The sequence below is a fragment of the Brevundimonas diminuta genome, assembly GCF_022654015.1.
Taxonomy (GTDB): domain Bacteria; phylum Pseudomonadota; class Alphaproteobacteria; order Caulobacterales; family Caulobacteraceae; genus Brevundimonas; species Brevundimonas diminuta_C.
Genome location: NZ_CP073063.1, coordinates 2,407,687 through 2,425,982 on the forward strand (window position 1 = coordinate 2,407,687; position 18,296 = coordinate 2,425,982).

The 18,296-nt window shown below is 64.6% G+C and carries 15 protein-coding genes; 9 read left to right on the forward strand and 6 right to left on the reverse strand.

What is annotated here, in order from left to right:
• Positions 1–46: 46 nt before the first annotated feature.
• Complete coding sequence (pelA, locus tag KAK88_RS12015) at positions 47–1,354, reverse strand: pectate lyase (RefSeq protein WP_242076805.1); 1,308 nt, start codon at positions 1,352–1,354, stop codon at positions 47–49.
• A 29-nt stretch (positions 1,355–1,383) separates the two neighbouring features.
• Positions 1,384–2,781, reverse strand: coding sequence for a glycoside hydrolase family 28 protein (locus KAK88_RS12020; RefSeq protein ID WP_277928792.1), 1,398 nt, complete (start codon positions 2,779–2,781; stop codon positions 1,384–1,386).
• 168 nt (positions 2,782–2,949) lie between these two features.
• On the opposite strand from KAK88_RS12020, the gene KAK88_RS12030 reads away from it, so the two are divergent.
• Positions 2,950–5,202 carry a glycoside hydrolase family 88 protein gene (locus KAK88_RS12030; protein ID WP_242076806.1) on the forward strand — a complete coding sequence of 751 codons (2,253 nt, stop codon included), beginning with the start codon at positions 2,950–2,952 and terminating at the stop codon, positions 5,200–5,202.
• A gap of 109 nt (positions 5,203–5,311) precedes the next feature.
• On the opposite strand, the gene KAK88_RS12035 is transcribed toward KAK88_RS12030, so the two are convergent.
• From KAK88_RS12035 to copM, 4 genes are all read right to left on the reverse strand, one after another.
• Positions 5,312–8,173 carry a TonB-dependent receptor gene (locus tag KAK88_RS12035; protein ID WP_242076807.1) on the reverse strand — a complete coding sequence of 954 codons (2,862 nt, stop codon included), beginning with the start codon at positions 8,171–8,173 and terminating at the stop codon, positions 5,312–5,314.
• 975 nt (positions 8,174–9,148) lie between these two features.
• Complete coding sequence (locus KAK88_RS12040; protein WP_055808303.1) at positions 9,149–9,820, reverse strand: MBL fold metallo-hydrolase; 672 nt, start codon at positions 9,818–9,820, stop codon at positions 9,149–9,151.
• Positions 9,821–9,831: 11 nt separating this feature from the next.
• Positions 9,832–11,271 (reverse strand): YncE family protein, encoded by a 1,440-nt coding sequence (locus tag KAK88_RS12045; RefSeq protein WP_055808301.1) that lies wholly within the window; start codon positions 11,269–11,271, stop codon positions 9,832–9,834.
• Positions 11,268–11,675, reverse strand: a complete 408-nt coding sequence (gene copM, locus KAK88_RS12050; RefSeq protein WP_055808492.1) for a CopM family metallochaperone — start codon at positions 11,673–11,675, stop codon at positions 11,268–11,270. The genes KAK88_RS12045 and copM overlap by 4 nt, the downstream gene beginning before the upstream one ends.
• Positions 11,676–11,790: 115 nt before the next feature.
• Here copM and KAK88_RS12055 point away from each other — a divergent pair, with 115 nt between their 5' ends.
• From KAK88_RS12055 to KAK88_RS16160, 8 genes are all read left to right on the forward strand, one after another.
• The gene (locus tag KAK88_RS12055; protein WP_055808299.1) at positions 11,791–12,675 is read left to right on the forward strand and encodes a LysR substrate-binding domain-containing protein; all 885 of its coding nucleotides are present in this window, start codon (positions 11,791–11,793) and stop codon (positions 12,673–12,675) included.
• Between the two features lie 110 nt (positions 12,676–12,785).
• Positions 12,786–13,277 (forward strand): uracil-DNA glycosylase, encoded by a 492-nt coding sequence (locus KAK88_RS12060; protein WP_162237593.1) that lies wholly within the window; start codon positions 12,786–12,788, stop codon positions 13,275–13,277.
• A gap of 127 nt (positions 13,278–13,404) precedes the next feature.
• Positions 13,405–13,926, forward strand: coding sequence for a hypothetical protein (locus KAK88_RS12065; RefSeq protein WP_242076808.1), 522 nt, complete (start codon positions 13,405–13,407; stop codon positions 13,924–13,926).
• Positions 13,927–13,948: 22 nt separating this feature from the next.
• Entirely contained in the window at positions 13,949–15,130 is a 1,182-nt protein-coding gene (locus KAK88_RS12070; protein ID WP_055808292.1) for a TDT family transporter, read from the forward strand.
• A gap of 33 nt (positions 15,131–15,163) precedes the next feature.
• Positions 15,164–15,787: a DsbA family protein gene (locus tag KAK88_RS12075; RefSeq protein WP_082503531.1), complete on the forward strand. Its 624-nt coding sequence runs from the start codon at positions 15,164–15,166 to the stop codon at positions 15,785–15,787.
• A gap of 7 nt (positions 15,788–15,794) precedes the next feature.
• Positions 15,795–16,784, forward strand: coding sequence for a malate dehydrogenase (locus KAK88_RS12080; protein ID WP_066550122.1), 990 nt, complete (start codon positions 15,795–15,797; stop codon positions 16,782–16,784).
• Positions 16,785–16,875: 91 nt separating this feature from the next.
• Complete coding sequence (locus KAK88_RS12085) at positions 16,876–17,301, forward strand: OsmC family protein (protein WP_055808285.1); 426 nt, start codon at positions 16,876–16,878, stop codon at positions 17,299–17,301.
• Between the two features lie 469 nt (positions 17,302–17,770).
• Positions 17,771–18,253, forward strand: coding sequence for an isoprenylcysteine carboxylmethyltransferase family protein (locus KAK88_RS16160; RefSeq protein ID WP_082854041.1), 483 nt, complete (start codon positions 17,771–17,773; stop codon positions 18,251–18,253).
• The last annotated feature ends 43 nt before the right edge of the window (positions 18,254–18,296 follow it).

Consider the following 18,296-nt stretch of genomic DNA (forward strand, 5'->3'; position numbering starts at 1 on the left):
GATGAGCCGTCCGACCCCATCGACAATGCCGATCAGCGTCTCGGCTTTACCCGACCCGATTGGACCAATCGGCGTAAAGGTCCAGCGCTTTTTGCGGCGAAGATATCCACCAGGAATAGCCGTTGCGCCTCCCGACGGAGATTTCATTTACATCGTCATGGATGGTCTGATCCTTGTCGCCGAAGATCGGACGCCCGGTCACCAGATCGTAGTTGCGAGACCAGATCGGCCCCGCCCCGGCCTTGTCGATCAGCTTGCGTCCGTCGTCGGTCATTTCGAAAGACTTGTCATAGACACGCACCGCCTGAAGCCATTCGGCGGCGCCGCGGACGGCGGCCTTGATCTCCGGCGACGGGTTCTCCTCGCCCATGAGGAAGATCAGGATATCGGTTGTTTCGCCGCTTGCGATGGATCGCGGCTCGTAGTTCCGAGCGCTTGTTGGCACCAGCCGCATGGGCTCGACCTGCTGCGGCCAGCCCAACAGGCGATCCCCTTGACGCACCTGGGCCGCGAGGATCACCTCGATCGCCTTTTGGGTCGCCTCGGCCGCCTGTGTCTCCAAGTCAGCCGGCACGAAGTCGAAGCCCTCAGCGCCATGGGCGACATCACGAAGCAGCATGGCCGCGTTTGCCACCGCATTGTCATTGAATGTGATTGAGTCGTGGAAGCCGCCTTCAAGCGGCCAGATCTGAGGCCAGCCGCCATTGGGATACTGCGCGTTCAGAAGATACCGCACGCCTCGGATCACGCTGGCGCGCCATGCGTCGCCGTCGCGTCCCGGCGCGTAGGCGGCGACCTTGGCCAGGAAACGCATTTCCGACCACGTCGCCTCGTTGTCCAACGTGCCAACGAAGGTCCAGAAGCGATCCGCCGGCGCATCGAAGTTCGCCGGGTTCTGCTCCATGGTTTCGGCATCGTTGGAGAACCGCTGGCCCGGCAGGCGCGCAATGCTGCGATCCTGGTTTTTGCTCCATCCGCCGGCGGGGGTCTGGAAACTGACGATCGCATCCGCGACGGCCCGAGCGTCGGCTGTGGCGTACCATTCGGCAGGCCGGTCCAGCGGCATGTTGTAGTGGGCGGGTCCGACGGCCTTGGGCGGCGGCGGCGTAGCAACTCCGGCGGGAAGCTCGGCCGCGAGCGCAGCGCGGTCGGCCAGATGCTGGGCCTGGGAGCGTGCCAGATACTCGGCCCACGGACCGCGCTCCGCGTCGGGCAAGGCGCCGATCCTGTCGCTGGTCAGGCCCACCGCCGGCGTGTTCAGCCGCAGGACTTCTGCTTGGGCGGCGCCGGAGACGCCCCCCACAAGCGCGACCGCGCCAAATGCCAGCATCGAACAGGCGGAAAGGATTTTCATCGCGCTAACTCCCACAACTTTTTGGTTTTTCATGCTTGTCTGGATCGCAGGCCAGTGACGCCGGACGATTCGGTCACCTTGGGGCCTTGGCCGTCCAGGGTGTCGACTTTGCAGTCGCGGAAGCGCCAGTTCTCGGCATTGGCGATGGCGCCCGCATCCTGCACATCCCAGTCCAGCCGTTCGAAAGTGAAGTCTTTCAGCGGCGCTTCGGGATAGGCTGCGGCGGCGAAGCCGACCTTGCCGCCGACGGCCTTGATGTTCGACAGGCGAACATCGTGGATGCGGGGAATGCCCTGTTCACGCGGCACCGGCGTGGCGAGCGCGCGCCAGTAATCCGGCACGTCCGCGATGCCGTCCGGGATCTGGGCGTAGCTGTAGTTTGGGTACCAGTTCAGGTTCACCTGCATCAATGTGCGCACGTCCTGCAGATGGATGTCGCGCAGGCGGATGTTGGAGATCACGCCGCCGCGTGTGTGGCCTGATTTGAAGAAGATCCCCAGCGGCACCGGATACTCGATCCTCAGCCCAGAGACTTCGATGTCGTCAAATCCGCCAGATGTCTCCGATCCGAAGGTCATCCCGGCCAGGGCGTCACGGACGATGCAGTCGCGAATCTTCACCTGACGGCACGCCCGGGCTACCCGCAGCCCGTCCCAGTCGCGTCCGGCCTTGATGCAGATCGCGTCGTCGTTGACCGACAGGTCGCATCTCTCGACCAACACCCGCTCCGATGAGTCGATGTCGATGCCGTCCGTCGAAGGGCCGCGTCCGCCGATGTTATTCCTGATGATCAGGTCGGCGACCTTCACGTCCCGCGAGTAGCAGACGTGGACGGTCCAGAAGCCCGATCGCGCCAGATTCAGACCGGAAACCTCGACCTGCTGTGAATCGTAAACGTGGACCAACCGCGGACGGCGGCAGTCGTAGTCAGCCGCCCATCGCAGGTCGCGCGGATCATAATCGCGGCGCAGCGCCCAATAGGCGTCCCAGAAAACCTTGCCGTCACCATCGACCAGACCCTCGCCCGTGATCTTGGCGTTCTGTTGCTGATAGACATTCAGCAAGCCGGCGGGCCAGTCCATCTCAACGCCCGCAACACGCGTGCGAACCATCGGATAGGCGGCCAGATCCTGAACGCCGCGCAGAGTGGCACCGCGTTCAATCGACAGGGTCACCCCCGACTTCACGAATAGCGAACCTGACAGATACAGACCGGGCTTCACGACCACGACCCCTCCGCCCTGCCCTGCCGCTGCGTCGATGGCGGCCTGAATAGGACGCGTGTTGATGGTGATCCCGTCGCCCACCGCGCCATAGTCGGACGCGTCGAAGGTGCGCGAACGGCTCGACTGCGCAAACGCCGGCGTCGCTTGCGTGAAGGCGCTGACGACACCCAGTTGCAGAAGCGTGCGGCGATTGGCGCGCATCTAGATTTCCCACATTCTGTTCTTTCGTCTCACAATAGTGGACGATATAAGGCTGACAAGAGATACCGACAGCTGATCGTCAGAAATTGACACCGGTTACGTTGCGGCTCGCCGTCGAAGTGGGCCACCAACCATCATGCGCCGCCCGGAGCAGCGCCGGAGGAAAACATGGCCCTGCCAACCCGACCCTGCCTTGGCCTGATTGCAGTTCTGATGAGCTCGGCCGCCATGTCCGGCTCCGTTCTAGCGCAAACGGTCGCAGCCTTGCCGCCGGGCGTCGAGGCTGAATGGCTGGCTCAACGCGACCGCCCCGCCCTATACACCGACGTGGTAGGCGTGCCGTCTCGCGAGAGCACGATGGCGGCTGTCGAATATGTCGCCTCCTCGCAAATCGCAGCCATGGCCGCCGAGCCGCTCGCCTTATCGACGGGCAGCAACCTGACGCAGATGTCGTCGAACTGGGTCGCAGCCACCTTTTACGTCGGCGCTTCGCGGCTTGCGCGCGTGTCGGACGATACGCGGACGCTGCGTTTCTTGAGCGCCGTGGCCGATCACTACAACTACAGTGTACGTGGCGCGCGGTCGGGCAAGACGATGCTGAATGCCGACGATATCGCGATCGGCGATCTCTACGAAGAACTCTACGCCCGTCGCGCGCAGGAGGGCGTGCTGATGCCGCTGCGTCAGCGGCTGGACTGGCAGGTCCCCTATCTGGCCCGGGCGGAAGACACACCGGCGCTGGTCTGGTGGTGGGCCGACGCTCTCTATATGGCGCCCCCGGTCTTCGCCCGGATGACCGCAATCACGGGCGATCCAAAATATCTGAACGCCGCAGATAAGGAATGGCGACGCACAGCGGCGCGGCTGTGGGTCGAGGACGAAAAGCTGTTCCTGCGCGACGAACGGTTCAAGGACGAGAACCATCGTGACGCCGACGGCGACCGCATCTACTGGTCGCGGGCCAATGGGTGGGTCATGGGCGGTTTGGTAAGATGGCTGGAGTCCGTGCCGGCCGATTTCGCCGGCCGCGCCTTCTATGTCGATCACTTCCAGAAGATGGCCGGCAGGGTCTCAGGTCTCCAGCAAGAGGACGGACTGTGGCGCGCCAGCCTGCTGGATCCCGAAGCCTATCCCGAGGGTGAAACCTCAGGCTCGGTCTTCCATGTCTACGCCCTGGCCTGGGGGATCAATCACGGCCTTTTGGATCGCGACACCTACCTGCCGCATGTGTTGAAGGGGTGGGCCGGCCTGAACCGCCATGTCCTTGCGAACGGCCTGGTGGGCGCAGCGCAGAAGACCGGCGATCAGCCCGTGTCGACCGACCCTGAGGACGTCGGCCTCTATGCTTCAGGAACCTATATTTTGGCCGGGCTGGAAGTCGCGTCGCTGAATGACCCAGTTCGCTCTCTGCCATTAGCGGAACCCACGCGCGACACGGCCGAAGTGATCGCTGCGACCACGCCTGTCCCGCCCGCCCCCGTGACGGTCGTCGGCGCCGAAGAAATCCGCCGTAGAGACGCCGAGATGCGTGCGACCTCGGCCCTCTCCTACGATCCATCCGCTCTGAACCGACCCTCGACCATCGAACCGCTGGAGCCCCCGCCGGAAGATCAGCAGCGACCGCGCGCCGTCGCCCGCTTCGCGCCGGATCGTTTGGATGATCTGCTATGGGAAAACGATCGCGTCGCTCATCGCATTTACGGTCCCACGCTTGAAGCGCGTGAGGCGCCCTCTGGCTCGGGCATCGATGTGTGGGCCAAACGTGTCCGCTATCCCTTCATGGACCGCCAGTTGAAGTTCCCGAACTATCACGTCGATCGCGGTGAAGGCCTGGACTATTACGATGTGGGACGCGGCAGAGGCGCCGGGGGTCTGGGCATCTGGTACGACAACAAGCTCTGGACCAGTCGCAACTTCTCCACCTACCAGATCGACAAAACCGGCGGCGATGAGGCGCGGTTTAGCGTGACCTACCGTCCTTGGCCTGTCGACGTCGTGCGCACGGTTTCAGAAAGGCGTGAGTTCAGCCTTCCCTTAGGCTCCAACTTCACGCGAATGACTTCCACTCTGACCTCGAACTCCGACGCACCGCTGATCGTCGCGATCGGCATTTCGAAGCGCAGCAACGACAACGGACGGGGCTTCGTCACGCGCGACGCCGCACACGGGCGTCTGATGTTCTGGGAGCCTGAAAACCCCGAGCATGGCTCGCTCGGCATCGCTCTGGCGGTTGATCCCGCAACGGTCGAAGGCTTCACCGAAGACGCCGACAACTATCTGATCCTGGTGCGGGTCACGCCGGGTCAGTCGTTCACCTACTACATGGGATCGGCGTGGGATCGCGGCCTGGACTTCGCCACGCGCAGCGCCTGGGAAGATTTCGTCGCAAACCAAAGGTTCGACTTCCGCCAAGGCAACTAGCCGGCAGGCGAAAATTCTCCCGCCGCATCGCGCAGTTCGGCCGATGTCAAAAGAAGGGCGGCGCCGGTTATACCGACGCCGCCTGTCTTATCTCGCCGATCTATTGGGATCAGAAGCGATACCGCGCGCCAATGTAAACCTGGCGGCCAGTGTGGTGATAGACATAGGTGCTGTCACGCGGCAGGCCGATGTCGCCGTGGTTCTGACGATTGGCTTCGTCGGTCAGATTCAGCCCCTCGACAGAAACACTGAGGTTATCGGTCAGGTTATAGGATGCTGAAGCGTCGATCGTCGTGGTTTCGGTCTTGCCCTGATACGGGATCAGGCCCGTGGCGCCGTTTGAACCCGGCACGTTCTGGAAATAGGTGTCGCGATAGGCCGCCGACACACGCGCATTGAACTTGCCGTCGTCATAATACAGCGTCGCGTTCCAGGCGTTTGGCGACAGGTTGACTAGGTCCGCCGTCACGAAAGCCGCGCAGGTTGCGGTGACGCAATACTGAATCTCCGATTCAACGTGCGTGTAGTTCAGCTGCGTACCGATATTCGACAGCAGGCTGGGCAGGAAGGAGAACGTCTGCTGATAGCTGATCTCGAAGCCTTTCAGCGGGCCGCCCGGCGTGTTTGTGGGCGTGCTGAACTGATAGATGTCGCCGGCAGGACGACCGCCCGCCGGGAAGGCCACAGGGTTCAAGGCCGTCAGTTGGCTGTACGACAGCGGTTCGGTGGTCGTCTGCACATAGGTCGAGATGTCCTTGTAGAAGTAGGCGAAGGACAGCAGAGCTTCAGGCGCGAAGTAATATTCAACCGACAGGTCGTAGGTCGTCGCCCGATAGGGTTCCAGCTCGACATTGCCCAGCGATGCCGTATTGGTCGCCGCCCCGGCTGCGCTCAGCGTGAAGACCGGAACCAGACTCGTGACAGGCGGTCGCGCCATGACCTTGGCGGCGCCCAAACGCACGATCAGATCCTTCATCGGCTCGATCGACACGTTCAGCGACGGTAGGGTGTCGTCATATTCGTTCTCGCCCCGGACCGGCGTCGCAACACCACCGACGTTCGAATAACCCAAGGCGTCGACCTCGGTCTTGACCTGACGCACACCGACGTTGCCTCGGAAGGGCACACCCATGATTTCAGTGTCCCAGTCGGCCTGGACATAGGCGCCGGTGTCGGTCTCGGTCACGTCACGCCAGTTGCCATAGGTGGACGGATTGCCGTTAAGGCCGATCAGTCGGAAATCACCGCCTGCTACGCCCGTGTCGCAGTTGCAGTTGTAGTTCCAGACTGTTTGCAACGCAGCAAGATCCGGCCGAACCCAGCTGGTCGCAGCGCCTGACGGTAGATCGAGATTGCGACCGAACCCGGTAAGCAGATTGGTGACCGAAGCCATGCTCGCGCCCGCCGGCAGCGCTGGCGAACCGTTGGCGTTGTTTGGGCGCGCGAAGGCGCGGCTGCTCGACTCATATTCCTTGCGGCTGACGCCCGCTTTCAGTGTGAGCCAATCGCTTACGTCGAAGGCGAAGTTGGCCTCACCCGTCGTATAAACGTTCTCCTGGAAGTTGGAGCTGATGCGCAGCTCCGATCGGGGTTGCGCGCCCGTAGGCCCGACGACGCTCCACTGTGTGGGGTCGGCGACATTGAAGCCCCAGTTGATCGCCGGCAGATTGCGGTTCTGACGGAAGTCATAGGAATAGCCGTCGACGTTCTGGCGATCGATGATGGCGCTGACCTGGACCGGGTTGGCGAAGCTGGATTCCGCGCGACCGATCAAGCCGTCGAACCGCAGCCGATCCGAAAACTCGTGCTCGACCCCAAAGGTCATCTGCTTGAATTCGGTTTCCAGCTCGTCGAACCGCTGCTCGCTGCGGATGTCCATGTCGTCGAGCTGGGCATAGATCATCTCGCCCGTGTCGGGATCGATCTCAAAGCTCATGATGTCGACTTGCGGCTTGCCGCCCTGATCGGCGCCACGGCTGAGCGACCAGGCTTGCAGGAAGTTTTCGCTGCGCGTCGAATCCAGCTTCGAGTACAGCATGTCCATCGTGAACAGGGTCGGACCGTTGCCGGGCCGGGCTTGCACCGACAGCGTCGCGCCCAGACGTTCCTGGCTGTGCTCCAGGCTGCCATAGCGCGGGATGCGAGGATGGTAGGTGCGCGCGGCGTTCGGCAGGACAGCGCCATTCTGGAAGCCGCCGTCGGCGCTGGCAGGTCCCCATCGCACCGAGCTGAAACCCTCCTCTAGACTGTCACGCTCGCTGTAGGCGATCGAGAACAGAGCGCCGATCTGGTCATCCGCCCAGGTGTTCGAAATCAGACCGGCGAACCGCGGGCTCCAGTCCTGCGATAAGTCGTTGTAGCCATACTGGCCCGACAGCGCGCCTTGGAAGCCCATCTTGTCGAACGGACGGCTGGTGCGCAGATTGACGGTCGCCCCCAGCGACCCCTCTTCCGTCTCGGCCGAGGCGGTCTTGCGCACCGTGATATTGTTGAAGAGCTCTGAGGCGAAGACGTTGAAGTCGAAGCCACGACCGCGATTCACCCCGCCCGACGAATCGGTGGCGCCGGTCGATGCCTGGGCCTCGATGCCGTTGATCCGCGTGCGGGTAAATTCCGAGCTGAGCCCGCGGACGGTGATCGACCGGCCCTCGCCTGCATCGCGGTCGATCGAGACGCCGGGAATGCGCTGGATCGACTCGGCCAGATTGGTGTCGGGGAAATCCGCGATGTCTTCCGCCGAAATGGCGTCTACGACGCCGGCTTCACGGCGTTTGATGTTCAAGGAATTCTGAAGGCTGGCCCGGAATCCCGTGACGACGATGTCATCGACCTCGGCAGCGTCATCTGTCTGAGGCGCAGCGACCTCGGCCGTTTGGGCGGCGGCGTCATGCGCCATCATGGCGAGAGCTAGGGCTCCCAGCGACGCGGTGGCGATCAGGGCATGGCGCGCAAATTTGTGGCGTTGGATCATTCTAGTTTCTCCTCCCAAGTGTTGCGCTTCAAGGATCGAACGCCCTCGTTCACGCCTCCCGCTGCTGACGGGAGACACCGGTGTCAAAGCGAGTTGGCCGCGTGACTGCTACCGGTGTCATTCCTGTTTAGTCACATTCGGCCGCGACTCGCAAGCAGGCGACGATCCTGATGGCGGATTTGTAATCTCGTCTGAGAGCGTGGGTTAGGCGGGAAAGCAGTTGCAACCTGCACGCCGGCGCATTGTGCGGTTTCGAAAAATACCCGCCACTTAAAAGAACCGACGGACGCCCTGCCCTTATTCCCACTCGATTACACGAAGGCCGGTAGCGCGTTGATCGGCAAGGACTTTGCACCAGAGGTCACCTAAAGCGCCGTATCGTAGTCCGAATAGATCGTGGACTGTTGAAAACAGTGAAGAAATAATCGGATGTAAAAAGCGCGTGATCACGAGATCTTTCGGGGTGTATTGACAATGCCGCAGGCGTGGTGCGCGAGGGAATCGTACCGGTATACCTAGGCATAGGCGGATACCATAGCCTGACGTTTTGAAGAACAGGCGAGGCCTGGAGCTCATCGTCATCTATCGGCAGATCTCCTGCCCTTTCATTCCGCCTGGCTTCAAAGTCGCGCGCCGCCGCACGCCGACCGAGCGCGTGAGCGCTCGGTCGGCGTTGAACAACTATTCCCCGGCGCGCTCCGCTTCTCCGGCGTGCTGGCTTCGAGAACATCGATGCTGCCGTCCGCTCCCAAAGTTGCGATCCCCATGGCCGCCTGCCTTCCCACCGGGACGAGTGGCACGTCGGGGCCTCGGTGACCACTCCTGCCACCACAGCGAAGCGCAAAGCCAGCTTCGCGCCATGAGCGGACATGACAGTCACCGCGCAAAGGCGACATTCACCTGAGTTACCACGCCGAGCCGCCGCCATTTTATCGCGATCGCAATCGCGCGAAACCGGTGGAGGTGCAGACTGCGTCAGTCATGGTCAGAGACGTCGAACCCGTCTCCGGGCGCCATCGGCCGGTGCAGTTTGATCCCGGCCTTGTCCAGATAGGGCTCGTAGACGTCGTAACGCTGCCTGAGGAAATAGTCGCGAGCGTAGCCGTCATGGACCGGGACGACCGATTTTGGCTTCATCCGTTTGGCGAACGCATGGACAGTGAGCTCGGTCAGGTAAGGCGCCATCACCGGAAGGGCCAGCACCTCCACGCCCGCGAACCGATCCAGACGGCTGTCGAAACTGTCGCCCGGGTTGAGGAAAACGTCGTTGACGAGGAAGGCTGTCAGTTGCGGGCTCTCGTCCGACAGGATGGGCTCATGCGCGACCGGCTGAGCCTGCAGCCGGAACGCGCCGAAGGTCCGTTCGCCCTCCTCGAACACCGTGACCGACAGCCCCTTCTCGCCGAGCTTGTCGGCGACCTCGCCGTTGCCGACGAGTGTCGCGCCACTCGCCTGCACGATCCTGGCCAGAGCGTCAGGGTCGATGTGGTCGGGATGGCCATGCGTCAGGACGATCGTCGAGACATCCGAAAAGACAGCAGGATCGACCCGTCCGTCGACGAACGAAAACTTGCCCGGATCGAAGAGCAGTCGATCTGCACCGATCGTCAGGCGCAGGCAGCTATGGACGAACTTGTCGATCCGCATGGCGGCCGGTCCTATTCCGACTGTCTCTGGACGACCGCGCCGATCGCCTCGGGCGTGCCCGAGGCGATGACCAGCCAACGGCGGGGTGCGCCGGCGTCGGCGGCGACCACCTGACGGATCGGGCCCACGGCGTTGACGACCGCAGACCCAGCCGGATTGGTCATGAACTTCGTCAGAGGCTCGAGCGTCCCCGATCCGTCCGCCGCATTGGCGAAGGCGAGGACATAGGGCTTGCCGGGTTGGAGGCCTGCGGCGGCGATCTGCAGCATCTGGACCTGCCCCTGCTCGAACAAGGTCGCCTGGGACCGGGTGTCGCCCTCGCCCGTCAGAACGAGTTGATGCGAGGCGCGAGCTGCGCCCAGGGGCGTGAGGTTGGCCCTGCCGTCACCCTGAGTGACCGCACGCGGCACATAGGTGACCCCTTGCGGTCCCTGACCGATCGGCACGGTGGCGATCACGCGGTTGGCCAGGGTGTCGATGACCGCCACGCCGTCGCCATTCTCCAGCCCGACGTAAATCCGCGAGCCGTCGCCGGAGGGCCACAGACCGTGCGGCAGCGACCCCACCTCGATCTCCGTCACGAGCGTGAAGGTGTCGGTGCGATAGACCTTGACCCGGTTCTCGGTCCCGACGGTCACATAGGCGAACTGGCCCGCCGCGTTGCGCACGATGTTGACGTGGTTGGTCAAGGGGCCGGTGTCGAGCGTCTGTAGGACAGCGAACGGCGGACGGGCGTTGAAAACCATGGTCTTGCCCACGTCCTTCAGCGTCATCCAGACCTGGCTTCCATCGGGCGTGGCGGCGATGTCGGGGCAGAACGGACTGGCCTGGGCCACCCGACCGACGATCTGACGGGTCGCGGTCTCGACTACCACCGTCTCGGGACTGAAGCTGGAGCAGATGTAGGCGTAGCGGCCGTCCGGCGAGAAGATGGTCATGCCCGGCCCGTTGGGCGTCTCGACCCGGGCGGTCTCCTGATAGGTCGCGGCGTCCAGCACCGAAACATAGGCCTCGCCCCGCACCGTGACCCAGACCTCGCGGCCGTCCGGCGTGAAGAAGGCCTCGTGCGGAGAGCGCCCGACATAGGTGGTATGTTTGACGGTGTTGCTGGCCGTGTCGATGAAGCTGACCGAGTTGGACCCGATCGAGACCACGGCGATCGTCTTGCCGTCCGGCGCCGCGCCGATGCCGTGGACCAGCAACTGGCCCTTGTAGAGCGGGCTGAGGTTGGCCGGAGTCGGTTCGCCGAGGGAAATCACCCCCAGCAGGCCGTTGGTCGAGGGATCGACCACCGAGACGGTGTTGGAGAACTGGTCGGCCGAATAGAACCGATCCTGGCTGCTGATCGGGATGGCGGGCGCCGCCGCCGCGCCCGGAACCTGATCGGCCAAGGCGTGTCCGGCGGACAGGCTGAGAACAAGGGCGGCGATGGCGCGGGCTGTCAGGGTCATGATCCGTGTCCGTGATGGGTCGAGGTCGCGCCGCCGGTCGGCGTCGGCGCATCAGAATGGCGGGTCAGGTAGTCGCGCATCAGGGCGATTTCCTGGGTCTGTTCAATGATGATCCCCTGGGCCAGACGCTTCATGGTCTCGTCCTGCCCGTACAGAAGCTCGACGCGCGCCATGTCGATGGCGCCCTGATGATGCGGGATCATCATGGCGGCGAAGTCCACGTCTGGGTCGCCGGTGGATTCTACCGCCATGTCGCGGTGCATCCGCTCCATCGCCTCGGCCATCGCCGCATCGAAGTCCGAGCCGGGCATCTGTGCGAAGGCCATAACTGCGGCACCGGCAGTCGCCGAGCCAAGCGCCAGGACGCCGGTTCTGATCCATCGGGAGGGTGGGGCGTGGGTCATGATCCGATCCTGCAGGCGATCGTCCCGGACGACCAACGCGATGTTCCGCTCGGAACGTTCGCCGTCGCCGAACGTTCCCTGTCGAAGTCGCCGCTTCGTGGGTTAGGATTGTCCCATGACCCTGGACCAGCTCCGCATCTTCGTCGCCGTCGCCGAGCGCCAGCACGTAACCCGCGCCGCCGAGGCCCTGAACCTGACCCAGTCGGCGGTCAGCTCGGCGGTGACGACGCTGGAGGGCCGCCACGGCGTCGCCCTGTTCGACCGCGTTGGCCGCAACATCGTCCTGAACGAGGCGGGCGCAACCTTCCTCGTCGAGGCCAAGGCGATCCTCGCCCGTGTCGAGGCGGCGCAGGACGCGCTCGACGACCTGGGCGGCCTGAAACGCGGACGACTGTCGATCCACGCCAGCCAGACCATCGCCGGCTGGTGGCTTCCCGCCCGACTGACCCGGTTTCATCAGGCTCATCCCGGCATCCGCATCGAGGTCTCGATCGGCAATACGCGCGAGGTGGCCGACGCTGTCCTGGAGGGCTGCGCTGAACTGGGTCTGGTCGAGGGCGAACTGAACGAGCCGGCGTTGAGCCGTTCGGTTCTGGATCACGACGAACTGGTGCTGGTCGTGGCGGCCGACCACCCCGCCGCCCAGGACGGCGCCGGGCCGCCGGACCTGAAGCAAATGACCTGGGTGTTGCGCGAGCCCGGCTCCGGCACCCGGTCGGCTTTTGAGACGGCCCTCAATCAGCGCGGGCTGGCCATCGACGCTCTGGACGTGGCCATGACCTTGCCCGGGAATGAGGCGGTCGCCGCCGCCGTCGAGGCCGGTGCGGGAGCGACGGTCGTGTCGCGCAATGTCGTCGCCGCGCGCCTGCGCGCCGGCATCCTCGCCGCCCTGCCCCTGACCTTGCCCGACCGCCCGTTCTGGCTCCTGCGGCACAAGCAGCGCTATCGCTCAAAGGCGGGCGAGGTGTTCCTGGCGTCCCTGACGGCGTCACGCCATTGAGCGCGTCGGCTCGTCAAGGCGGTGTCTGGCCTTCACTGGTGAATGACCGCGCGCCGCCTCACACGCATCTCGAGGGACTGAACGGATTCCTGAGAGCTCTGGATAGGGGCGTGGGCGCTCAACAAGGTACGCCGAAGTTCGACCCCCTCGACGGTGGAGACGAGGCGGAAATCCTTGTGCTTCTGGAGACACCGGCCCCGGGACCGCAAGCGGATCGCCTCGTCTCCATCGACAATCCCACGGGCACCGCGCGCAACCTGAAGCGCGCGATGGAAGCAGCGGGGCTCGACCGCCGCCGCATCGTCCTTTGGAACACGGTCCCCTGGCTTCGCTCGGGGTCCGCGCGACCGCTGACAAGACAGGAGATCGCCTCCGGCCTGGCCACGCTAGAGGGACTGGTCACCCCGCTTCATCGCCTCAGGGCCGCGGTATTGTGCGGCCGCGTCGCCGCGATGGCGGCTCCGACGCTGACCCGCCTGCGGCCTGAAGTGGAGCTGTGTCTCGCGCCACACCCGAGCCCGACGTTCATCAACACCGCCCCCGAGCATCGTCTTGGCCTGCAGGCCGCCTTTGCGTGGGCAGCCGCGCTGATCACCCCCTAGGGCGTTCATTCGATCAAAGCGAACAAACCTATCTAAAACATCCGTTGGAGCTGATGATCCAAGAGGCGCATCCCGGATGTCGAGGAGCGCGCCGAAGACTGGCCTCCACTCCGAAAGGAGAGCCGCCATGACCACCCTTCTCGCCGCTCCGGCCATGCGCCAAGGCCGCAGGTCCGTCGCCAGGCGCCAGGCCATCGGTCCTGAGAATGTAAAACCGCAGACGCCTTTCATTCCGCCTTCTCCCATCGCCGCGACCCAATCCGGCGAGACCTTGCACCGGGTCCAGCCTGGCGTCGGCCTTGCCGGCGTTCACCCCGCAATGGTCAAGGCGGTCGCGGGTCTCTACGCCGCCATGGTGGCCGTGTTCTGGCTGGTGTTCGGTCACGGCGAGGCGATGCTCGCCCTGGGCTTCATCACCGTTCTCGGCCTGATGTTCTTCGGCCTTCTCACCGGGATGAGCCTGCTGGCCGATACGCCTGCGCCGGGCGAGCGCATCCGCTCCTTGAACGATTGCCTCGCCGGTCGCGTGATCATCGACACGGGCTGGATCAGCGGCCGCGAAGCCGCGTTGCAGATGCTGACCCTGCCCGCCTGCCTTCTGGTCACCGCCGTCGTGCTCGGCGCCGTCTATCGCTTCACCGCGGGCTGACCGCTCGTCTGGATAACCTCTCATGGCTCATGACATTCACGTTCGCGACGTCGCCTTCGGCCTTCGCCCGTTGGCGAGTCTGCAATCGCCCAGGGAGATCGTGCGGCAGTTCACGCCGAACTGGTTCGCCGCCACCATGGGAACCGGCATCCTCGCCCTGGCGCTGAACCAGCTTCCGGTCCCCATACCCGGCGTAAAAATCGTCGCCGAAGCCCTGTGGGTTTTCAACATCGGCCTGTTCGCCCTGTTCACCGTTCTCTACGCGGCGCGCTGGATCTTCTTCTTCGACGGCGCGCGACGAATCTTCGGCCATTCGGTCGTGTCGATGTTCTTCGGCTGCATCCCGATGGGGCTGGCGACCATCATCAACGGCCTGATGGCCTTCGGCCTGGCGCGCTGGGGCGAAGGCGTCGTGCCGGTCGCCGAAGCCCTGTGGTGGATCGACGTGGCCCTTGCCGTCGCCTGCGGCATCGGCATCCCCTTCATGATGTTCACCCGCCAGGAGCACGCCATCGACCAGATGACGGCCGTCTGGCTGCTGCCGGTCGTGGCGGCCGAGGTCGCGGCCGTCACCGGCGGCCTGATCGCGCCGCACCTCGCGGACCCGAACGCCGCCCTGTCGGTGCTGGTAGTCAGCTATGGCCTGTGGGCCCTGTCCGTGCCGCTGGCGATGAGCATCCTGGTCATCCTCGTGCTCCGCATGGCGATCCACAAACTGCCGCACGCCGGTATGGCGGCCTCCAGCTGGCTGTCGCTGGGCCCGATCGGCACGGGCGCGCTCGGCATGCTGGTGCTCGGCCAGGCCGCGCCCGCCATCTTCACCGCCGCCGGTCTGGGCCAGTACGGCGACGCCGCGCGCGGGATCGGCCTGATCGGCGGCCTGCTGCTGTGGGCCTACGGCCTGTGGTGGGCCGCGATGGCCGTGCTGATCACCCTGCGCTACTTGCGTCAGGGCCTGCCGTTCAATCTGGGCTGGTGGGGCTACACCTTCCCACTCGGCGTCTTCTCTGTCGCGACGCTGAAGCTGGGAACCCTGCTCCCCATCCCGGCCTTCAACCTGTTCGGCATGGCCCTGGTCGCCGCACTGCTGGTGCTGTGGCTGATCGTCGGCGCCCGTACGGTGCGCGGCGCCTGGCGCGGAGACCTGTTCGTCGCCCCCTGCCTCGCCGAGGCGGCCAAGCGCGACATCCCTTGCGCACGCTGATCCGCCTCCACTCCGTCCTTTCTGGAATCACCAATGCCTCATGACCTTTTCACGCCGTCACGCCGCGTCCTCATGGCGGGCGGCGTCGGCGCCTTGATCACCGCCTGTGCGCCGCGCGCGGCCGAAGCCGACGACATGGTGCTGGGCCAGGCTGACGCGCCCGTGACCCTGATCGAATACGCCTCGACCACCTGCGGCCCCTGCGCCCGCTTCGCCATCGAGGTGCTGCCCGAACTCCGGCGGCGCTACATCGACGCCGGGCGGGTCCGGCTGATCTATCGCGAATTCATCACCGGCCCCGCCAACCTCTCCGCCGCCGGCGTTCTGCTGGCGCGGTGCGCAGGCGAAGATCGCTATTTCGAGGTCATCGACGCCCTGATGCACGGCCAGTCCGAATGGGCGAACGGCGGCGGCCCGCGCGACGCCCTCCTGAGGATCGCGGCGCGGTTCGGCATCAGCGAGGCGCGGCTTCAATCCTGCATCACCGATCCCGAGGCCATCGCGGCCCTGGAGCGCCGTGTCGCCCGTGCCCGCGACGCCGGGGTGAATGGAACGCCGACGCTCTTCGTCCAGCACCGACGTCTGGACACCGCCCTGACCCTCGAAGCCGTCTCCGCCTCGATCGACCAAGCCCTTTCTCAAACCCCGCAATCCTGAGGTTCCGATGCCCAACGCCCCCGTCAAGGTCGCCGTCTCCGGCGCCGCCGGCCAGATCGCCTACGCCCTGCTGTTCCGCCTGGCCCAGGGCGATGTGTTCGGGCCCGACACCCCGATCGATCTTCGCCTCCTCGACCTGCCTCAGGCTCAGGCGGCGCTCCAGGGCGTGGTCATGGAGCTGGACGATTGCGCCTTTCCGCTACTAACCTCCATCCAGACCACCGACGACCCCATTATCGCCTTCGACGACATCGACGCCGCCTTTCTGGTCGGGTCGCGCCCCCGCGCCAAGGGCATGGAGCGCCGCGACCTGCTGGCGGCCAACGCCGCCATCTTCAAGACCCAGGGCGCGGCCCTGAACGCGGTCGCCAAACGCTCCGTCAAGGTTCTGGTGGTTGGCAATCCGGCGAACACCAATGCCTGGGTGGCGATCCAGTCCGCGCCGGATCTGCCGCCCGGCGCCATCACCTCGATGATCCGCCTCGACCACAACCGCGCCGCCGCCCAGTTCGCGCGCCGCGCGGGCGTCCCCGTCGATGCCGTGGAGAAGCTCGCGGTCTGGGGCAATCACTCCCCGACCATGTTCGCCGACTGGAGCCATGCGACCGTGGAGGGCCAGTCTCTGGCCGGGCTCATCAACGACGAGACCTGGTATCGCGACACCCTCATCCCTGAGGTGGCCCGTCGCGGCACGGCCGTGCTGGAAGCCCGCGGCGCCTCCTCGGCGGCCTCGGCCGCCAACGCCGCCATCAACCATATGCGCGACTGGGTGCAGGGCTCGAACGGCCGTTGGGTTTCGATGGGCGTCGCCTCGATCGGCCAGTACGACATTCCCGAAGGGCTGGTCTGCGGTGTGCCGACGACCTGCCGCGACGGCGTCTATGCGCCCGTCACGGGTCTGGAGCTCGACGCCTTCACGCGCGCCGGTCTGGCCGCTTCGGTGCAGGAGTTGATCGAGGAGCGCGACGCCGCGCTCGCGGTCCTGGCGGACGCCTGATCATCCGACGCCGTCGAACATGCTCATGTAGTCGCCGTCGCCAAGGCAGGCGACGGCGTCCCTGTTTTCCAAACTTCGCCGAAGGATTCCCATGACCGACGCAGCTTCCCGGCCCTCGATCGCGACCGACGCCGGTCTCGGCGGCCTACAACTGACGATCACCGCGGGCCCCGCCCGCTTCGTGGTCGACGAACCCGTCGCCCTGGGCGGGCTGGATCTCGGTCCGACCCCTCACGAGCTGGTGCAGGCGGCGCTCGCCTCCTGTACGGCCCAGACCCTGCGCCTGTACGCCAACCGGAAAGGCTGGACCTTGGGCGCCATGTCCGTCGAGGTCTTGTTGACCCGGGACTTGGGGGCGACACCGTCGGATCAGTTCACCCGAACAATCACTCTGCCGACTGGGCTACCGGAGGAACAGAGGATCCGGTTGCTGGAGATCGCCGACAAGTGCCCAATTCATCGGATGCTCGTAGGTACAGTTTCGATCGAAACGATCTGGTGCAAGGCGACCATCTAGCTGCGAGGCGAAGGCCATCGCCACGTCCCGCCCATCCCCCTCTTTCTCAGTGTTGGTCGCGACACGAAAAGTGTGGTCCCACTAGACACAAACTTCCATTCCGCCGGAAGCGGACCTTCGGAAGGTCAGCAATGAGTCAGAAGCGGACCCCAAATACCCACGAGAGATCGAGCATCTCCGGCACCCTTCACCACCGTAGATCTACGGGTTCGCGCTATCCCAACCCGACCGCTAATGTCGCCCTGGCGTCAACCAAATCGCCAGAGGCCGCACCCGCATGCCCGCCGCCCCTCACTCCCCACTCGATTACACGAACGCTGGTAATGATTTGATCCATATGGGCTTTATGCCAATGGGCGTCAACAGCGCCGTGTCGCAGTCCGAATAGATCGAGGAATGTTGAAAACAATGAAGAAATAGTCTGATGTAAAAAGCGCGTGATCACGACATCTTTCGAGATGTATTGACAATGCCGAAAGCTTGGTTTGCGAGAGAAGCGAGCCGATATACCTCGCTGACGCGGGATACCACAACCGAACGATCTGACGAACAGGCTGGATCTACAACCCGCTCCGGAGGCGGTCGCAGCGGCTGGCGTGACCCGTCGGCTCAAGGAAGCCTGACGGCCTTCAAACCCGTGCGACGATCGAGTCGTTGCGCGAGTCCGGGTCACCCAGTATGGGTCGAAGGTCAGGAAACCTGTATTGACGCGACTGCTCCGCCAATTCTGCGCCGGCCTCGCCGTGACCATCGTGGTCGCGCTGCAGTTCCAAGACGCGGCCCCTACCGGTTCACTCGTCACCCAAAATATGTGATCGCGTCCCTCGAAATCCTCGTCCTGCCGCTGGCGGTCGGCCAGGTCTGGATCGCCGTCGCGTGGAGCAGCGCGAACGCTATGCTTCTGGCGTGGCGTATTCGGGTGGAGGATGGGGCGCTTGCCGACCGCAGATAGTCCCTTAGGAACATGGCCGGACACCTTGATCCCGGCCCAGCTG

Excerpts from the sequence above, each read along its gene's own strand:
- pelA (WP_242076805.1), bottom strand. The coding sequence starts at position 1,354 with ATGAAAATCCTTTCCGCCTGTTCGATGCTGGCATTTGGCGCGGTCGCG.
- KAK88_RS12020 (WP_277928792.1), bottom strand. The coding sequence starts at position 2,781 with ATGCGCGCCAATCGCCGCACGCTTCTGCAACTGGGTGTCGTCAGCGCC.
- KAK88_RS12030 (WP_242076806.1), top strand. The coding sequence starts at position 2,950 with ATGGCCCTGCCAACCCGACCCTGCCTTGGCCTGATTGCAGTTCTGATG.
- KAK88_RS12035 (WP_242076807.1), bottom strand. The coding sequence starts at position 8,173 with ATGATCCAACGCCACAAATTTGCGCGCCATGCCCTGATCGCCACCGCG.
- KAK88_RS12040 (WP_055808303.1), bottom strand. The coding sequence starts at position 9,820 with ATGCGGATCGACAAGTTCGTCCATAGCTGCCTGCGCCTGACGATCGGT.
- KAK88_RS12045 (WP_055808301.1), bottom strand. The coding sequence starts at position 11,271 with ATGACCCTGACAGCCCGCGCCATCGCCGCCCTTGTTCTCAGCCTGTCC.
- copM (WP_055808492.1), bottom strand. The coding sequence starts at position 11,675 with ATGACCCACGCCCCACCCTCCCGATGGATCAGAACCGGCGTCCTGGCG.
- KAK88_RS12055 (WP_055808299.1), top strand. The coding sequence starts at position 11,791 with ATGACCCTGGACCAGCTCCGCATCTTCGTCGCCGTCGCCGAGCGCCAG.
- KAK88_RS12065 (WP_242076808.1), top strand. The coding sequence starts at position 13,405 with ATGACCACCCTTCTCGCCGCTCCGGCCATGCGCCAAGGCCGCAGGTCC.
- KAK88_RS12070 (WP_055808292.1), top strand. The coding sequence starts at position 13,949 with ATGGCTCATGACATTCACGTTCGCGACGTCGCCTTCGGCCTTCGCCCG.
- KAK88_RS12075 (WP_082503531.1), top strand. The coding sequence starts at position 15,164 with ATGCCTCATGACCTTTTCACGCCGTCACGCCGCGTCCTCATGGCGGGC.
- KAK88_RS12080 (WP_066550122.1), top strand. The coding sequence starts at position 15,795 with ATGCCCAACGCCCCCGTCAAGGTCGCCGTCTCCGGCGCCGCCGGCCAG.
- KAK88_RS12085 (WP_055808285.1), top strand. The coding sequence starts at position 16,876 with ATGACCGACGCAGCTTCCCGGCCCTCGATCGCGACCGACGCCGGTCTC.
- KAK88_RS16160 (WP_082854041.1), top strand. The coding sequence starts at position 17,771 with ATGCCGAAAGCTTGGTTTGCGAGAGAAGCGAGCCGATATACCTCGCTG.